This window comes from Intestinibacter sp., assembly GCF_051866655.1.
Taxonomy (GTDB): Bacteria; Bacillota; Clostridia; order Peptostreptococcales; family Peptostreptococcaceae; genus Intestinibacter.
The window spans coordinates 1-4,741 of the sequence record NZ_JBJDXL010000213.1 but is presented as its reverse complement, the minus strand read 5'-3'; the positions used below and the strand labels follow the sequence as shown (position 1 = coordinate 4,741).

The 4,741-nt window shown below is 36.2% G+C and carries 6 protein-coding genes; 1 reads left to right on the top strand and 5 read right to left on the bottom strand.

The genetic code is table 11. The features are described from left to right. A partial coding sequence (locus ACI3VO_RS06495; protein WP_439757127.1) for a LysR family transcriptional regulator substrate-binding protein occupies positions 1-706 on the top strand: 706 nt, incomplete at its 5' end. Between the two features lie 31 nt (positions 707-737). Here the strand turns inward: ACI3VO_RS06495 and ACI3VO_RS06490 are convergent. From ACI3VO_RS06490 to ACI3VO_RS06470, 5 genes are all read right to left on the bottom strand, one after another. Beyond that, the gene (locus ACI3VO_RS06490; protein ID WP_439757126.1) at positions 738-1,610 is read right to left on the bottom strand and encodes a DNA/RNA non-specific endonuclease; all 873 of its coding nucleotides are present in this window, start codon (positions 1,608-1,610) and stop codon (positions 738-740) included. Between the two features lie 21 nt (positions 1,611-1,631). Then, on the bottom strand, positions 1,632-2,048 hold the full coding sequence (locus ACI3VO_RS06485; protein WP_439757125.1) for a hypothetical protein: 417 nt from the start codon (positions 2,046-2,048) through the stop codon (positions 1,632-1,634). Positions 2,049-2,203: 155 nt separating this feature from the next. After that, the gene (locus ACI3VO_RS06480; protein ID WP_439757124.1) at positions 2,204-3,388 is read right to left on the bottom strand and encodes a M20 metallopeptidase family protein; all 1,185 of its coding nucleotides are present in this window, start codon (positions 3,386-3,388) and stop codon (positions 2,204-2,206) included. Positions 3,389-3,487: 99 nt separating this feature from the next. After that, a complete protein-coding gene (locus tag ACI3VO_RS06475) occupies positions 3,488-4,024 on the bottom strand; it encodes a nucleoside-triphosphatase (RefSeq protein WP_439757123.1) in 537 nt (178 codons plus the stop codon). Between the two features lie 90 nt (positions 4,025-4,114). Then, positions 4,115-4,741, bottom strand: a 627-nt coding sequence (locus tag ACI3VO_RS06470) for a Gfo/Idh/MocA family protein (RefSeq protein WP_439757122.1), incomplete at its 5' end; no start/stop codon positions are given.

Sequence of the window (4,741 nt, the reverse complement as noted above, 5' to 3'; positions counted from 1 at the left end):
TAGTCTGACTGAGGCTGGGGAGTTTTTTTATCGTGAAGCCAGGGAATTGGTAAAGCATTACGAGCAGACATTAGAACGAGTTAAGAGCTTCAAGGCGACAAACGAAAACAATCTACATATAGCAGTGCTTCCAATTCAAACTCAGTATAATTTAAATTCTATTTTCAACGGATTTAAAAACAAATTTCCTCATATAAACCTTACAATCAGCGAGGTTGAGGATGATAGATTGATGGAAGGAGTGGAAAAAAACGAATACGACTTGATAATAGCGAGAGAGGCTATGTTTAATCCTGCTCAATTCAATATGTATCCAGTCGCTGAGGACGAGCTCGTAGTTGTTTTGTCTTCAAGCCATGAGCTTGCCGGTCGCTTTGAATTGACATTTGAAGAGATTGCTGGGGAAAATTTCATACTTATGAACCCCTATACATCGATATATCAGCTGTGCATAAATGAATTAAAAAAACACAAAATAGATGCAAACATAATCCGCACAGCAAGAACAGAATCTATAGTCGGGTCAGTATCTATAAATGAAGGGATTAGCTTGATGCCAAAGAGCAATTTTCAAGTTTTTAATCAGAAAAATATAGCCACAGTTCCACTAAATCCACCGATAAAGCTGTCTGTAGTTCTCGCAAAAAATAAAAATATGAAGGCTAATGAATCCGCAAAAAAATTCATCAAATATATAAAGGACTGATTTCCTATTTGGAATCAGTCCTTTAGCTTGTCTATCTCTTGGCCTTTCTATATCCAGCATCCTGAGCTTCCTTTTCGCTTCCGAAAATAACTAGGTTATCAGAATCTTTCATATCGTCATAAGCTGATTGACCTGGACAGTGGTAAACCTTTGAATTTTTATTTCCTCTTATTTCCACCTTTGTAAAACTAGCTGTTTCGTCGCTGTCGTCTGTGCTCAAGTGACTTTCACCTGTAGCGTAATCTATTGTAACTCCTGGTTGCACGTTATAGACAAACACGTTAAACTGAATTCCCTCTCCGTCATCTTCAACAGATTCGGCTTCCATTTGCACGCCCTTTGCAACTAAGTCGTCACCGTCGTAAATAGGAGTTACTCTGTATAAAACGTGGTTATTTGTTTCTTTTACGTAGTCGGCAACCATATTCTCGAAAGGAAGCATACCGTCTACGTTGAAATATCTAGTTCCTGTGATTAAGTTTTGCTTGTTGGCGTTTTCTGCAGTAAGCTGATATCCGATTAAGTGACATCTGTTATATAGGTATTTTCCGTCTACGCAATCGTATTTAACAGTTTGCCATCCAGTTGGTTTTACGCTGCTTATGCTACCTCTATTTTCAGTAGGCATTAGATCTTGTCCTACATTTGCATATGCCACGCCACATCTTCCTAAGCTGTCAAGGTCGCTATATGTTTCGAACGATTCTGATGTCTTGTCCTTTTCATCAAAATTAGGCACATTGTCATTTAGCTCTACAAATGCCTCATCTGAATACTCTGGTAAATTGCTTAAAGTTATCCCTTGCTGTGCATCAGGATTTTCTCCACCTGGATTATCAAGTGGTTGACATCCTACCAAAGTCAAGCTCAGGATAAATATCATTAAAAATCTCAATAATTTCATTCCTCATGTCCCTCCAATGTATTATTTTCTTATAATAACTTTTTTCGTGATTTTTTCGTGTGATTTTCCGACAAACTCCTCCTCTGATGCTATCTCCCAGTTGCCGTTTGAAATATCGATATCGAATTTTAAGCTGCTTGGATATCTTCTATTCCAATAATATATTATTAGTTTGTCTATGCTATCTTCAAATTGGCTTAATTTCTTGTCCTCAATAAATTGGAAATTTTCTTTATCGTCTATTGGAAGATTTTCCTCTATGACTATGTTCTTTCCACTGTTGTCAGCATCAAACATCTTAAAAGAATAGGCGTTCATAATCAGCTTTTTATCGCCTAAATTTTTATAAATATCCTCTCTGATCGCCACATCCTGGCTAACCCTTCTTTTATTGAACATCATTCCATTATTATCCTCTACACAGACAATTACATTCATTGTTCTTCCTCCTTCCCTATATTTCTTATTATAATTGCTATTCCTATTTTTTACTACTTAAACTTATTACCATTTATTGGACATAAAAAAACTTTCTTGAATTAAAGTAAATAAAATTACTAAAAATCAAGAAAGTTTTAATTTTTATCTAAAATCTATTTATGGTTTTTTAGCCACATTATAGCACTATAAGCGTGGATAGCCGCTCCTGTTGGAAGTATGTCTTCGTTGAAAACTACCTTTTCATTGTGCATAGGCTCGCCGTATAGTTCGTTTTCTTGTTTGCTACCTGCACCTAGCATGATATATAAGCTCGGTACTTCATATGAATAAGACGCGAAATCCTCAGATCCCATTCCGCCACCTTCAAATACTACAACTGCCTTGTCTCCTACGATATCCTTCATATATCCTACGACTTCATTTGCAAGCTCCTTATCGTTGGCAAGTGGTGGCACTGATGATAGCTCGATTAACTCAGCCTCTCCACGGAACATCTTAGCTGTAGACGTAACTATATCGTTCATTCTGTCAAATATAAATTCGCCTATTTCCTTATTTAAGCTTCTGATAGTTCCCTCCATCACAACTTCTCCTGGAATTATGTTTGGAGCATCTCCTCCAGCAAATTTACCTATTGTAAGGACAGCAGATTCTGTAGCTGATACTTCTCTGCTTATTAATTCTTGTAGAGAAAGATATATATGTGATGCTATATTTATCGGGTCAACTCCTGTCTCTGGCATAGCACCGTGGCATCCTGTTCCCTTTACATTTATTCTAAATCTGATGCATCCTGCGATACTAGTTCCTAGACCACATAAGACTAAATTTGAAGGCGAACCTGAGTGAACGTGCATTGCCATAGCTGCATCCACCTTAGGATTTTCTAAAACTCCTGCCTTTATCATTTTCTTCGCTCCAGTGAAGCCCTCTTCATCTGGTTGGAATACTAATTTCACAGTTCCTTCTATTTGATCTTGGTTGTCCTTAAGTAATTTAGCTGCTCCAAGTAGCATCGCTGTATGCATGTCGTGTCCACAGGCATGCATGCTTCCGTTGTTTGATTTGAAATCACATGATGTGTTCTCCTGCATTGGAAGCGCATCCATGTCTGCTCTAAGTAAAAATGTCTTGCCTGGCTTTGAGCCTTCTATAGTCGCTACTATTCCACTTTCACAAATTTCTTGTGGTTCGTATCCAAATTCTCTAAGCTTATCCATAACGTAAGCCTTAGTCTTTGGAAGCTCTGCACCTACTTCAGGGTTTGCATGTATAGTTCTTCTGTACTCTATTATAGTATCCTTAATTGATTTAGCTTGTTCTAGTATATTATTCATCTTTTCACTCCATTTAAGTTTTGTTTAATATATTATCTGTCAAATTACTATAAATTATACTTCTATCTACTAAACCCCTATTTGTAAACAGTATATAAGCTACATAAATAAATCACGTAAAGTCAAATATATCTCGTTGTATATGTAATCTCTGTTGTCTTCGTCAATATTAAATAAGGTTACATCCTGTCTATCTCTTACACCATTGACTACAGGACAATCCCATTTTTTCAAAACGCCAAATACTACCTTGTCACTATCTAAGACTTGATTTAATACATCTAGATATTTAGGCGAATTGCTTTCGGCAAATCCTATTTCGTCTAGTATTATTAGATTGCAGTTTTCTAAATCAGCCTTTAGTTTAGGAGCGTACTCGTCAAAGCTCTCTGAATAAATTGTAACGTTATTTTTACCATCGATAATTTCATTTTGAAGAACCTTATAAGAGGAATTATCACTAAGTGAATTCATGCCAAATCTCAGTATAGTTTTGTTTTCTTCTTCTATTAAGACTCTAGTACCTCTATATCCACCGATTTTTAAGTCGTAATCCTTTTTTAACATATCTAAGACTTTTTGAATTACTGTGCTTTTACCAACTTGTACTTCACCTGTAAGTAAAATATTCTTCATCACGTTTCCCCCTGTTATTTTGTATTGCTATACTATTGATTCTACCATAATTTATCGATTATAAAGTACTGTAAAAATTATCCAAACCGCTTATCTTTCTTCTGGGTAAACTAATCCCCATTCTTTTCTGATATCTGTCATTATTTCCATTACATCTTTAGTGTAGTTTAGACGAGTGATTTCTTTGTCGCCCATAACAGCTTTTTCCATGTCTTGCATTTCATAGAATAGAGCATCTTCGTGTACTCCTACTTCGATTACTTCCTTTTCTCCTGTTTCAGTGTATGTGATAACTGCCTTTTCTGCTCTTGGGTATTCCATGATTTCGATGTAACCCTTGTCGCAAGATATCATTCCTCGTTTTGGTTGTTTTGAATGCAGAGTAAGAGCTATAGTCGCCATCTCTTGGTCTTCGTTCATAAGAAGGATACCTGCTTGTTCGTCTACACCTGATGGAGCGTATTTAACTTGGCTTAAAACTTGGTTAGGCTTAGATGACATAAACCATCTAACAAATGATATAGCGTAAACTCCTATATCTAAAAGTGATCCTCCTGCAAGCTCTATATTGAAAAATCTATTTTTCATGTTGTAGTCCTTGTAGCTTCCGAAGTTCATTTGAATCATTCTAAGTTCGCCTAGAGCTCCTGATTCTACTATTTCTTTTAATTTTTTGTATAAAGGCATATGGTAAATTGTCATAGCCTCTGCAAGTAC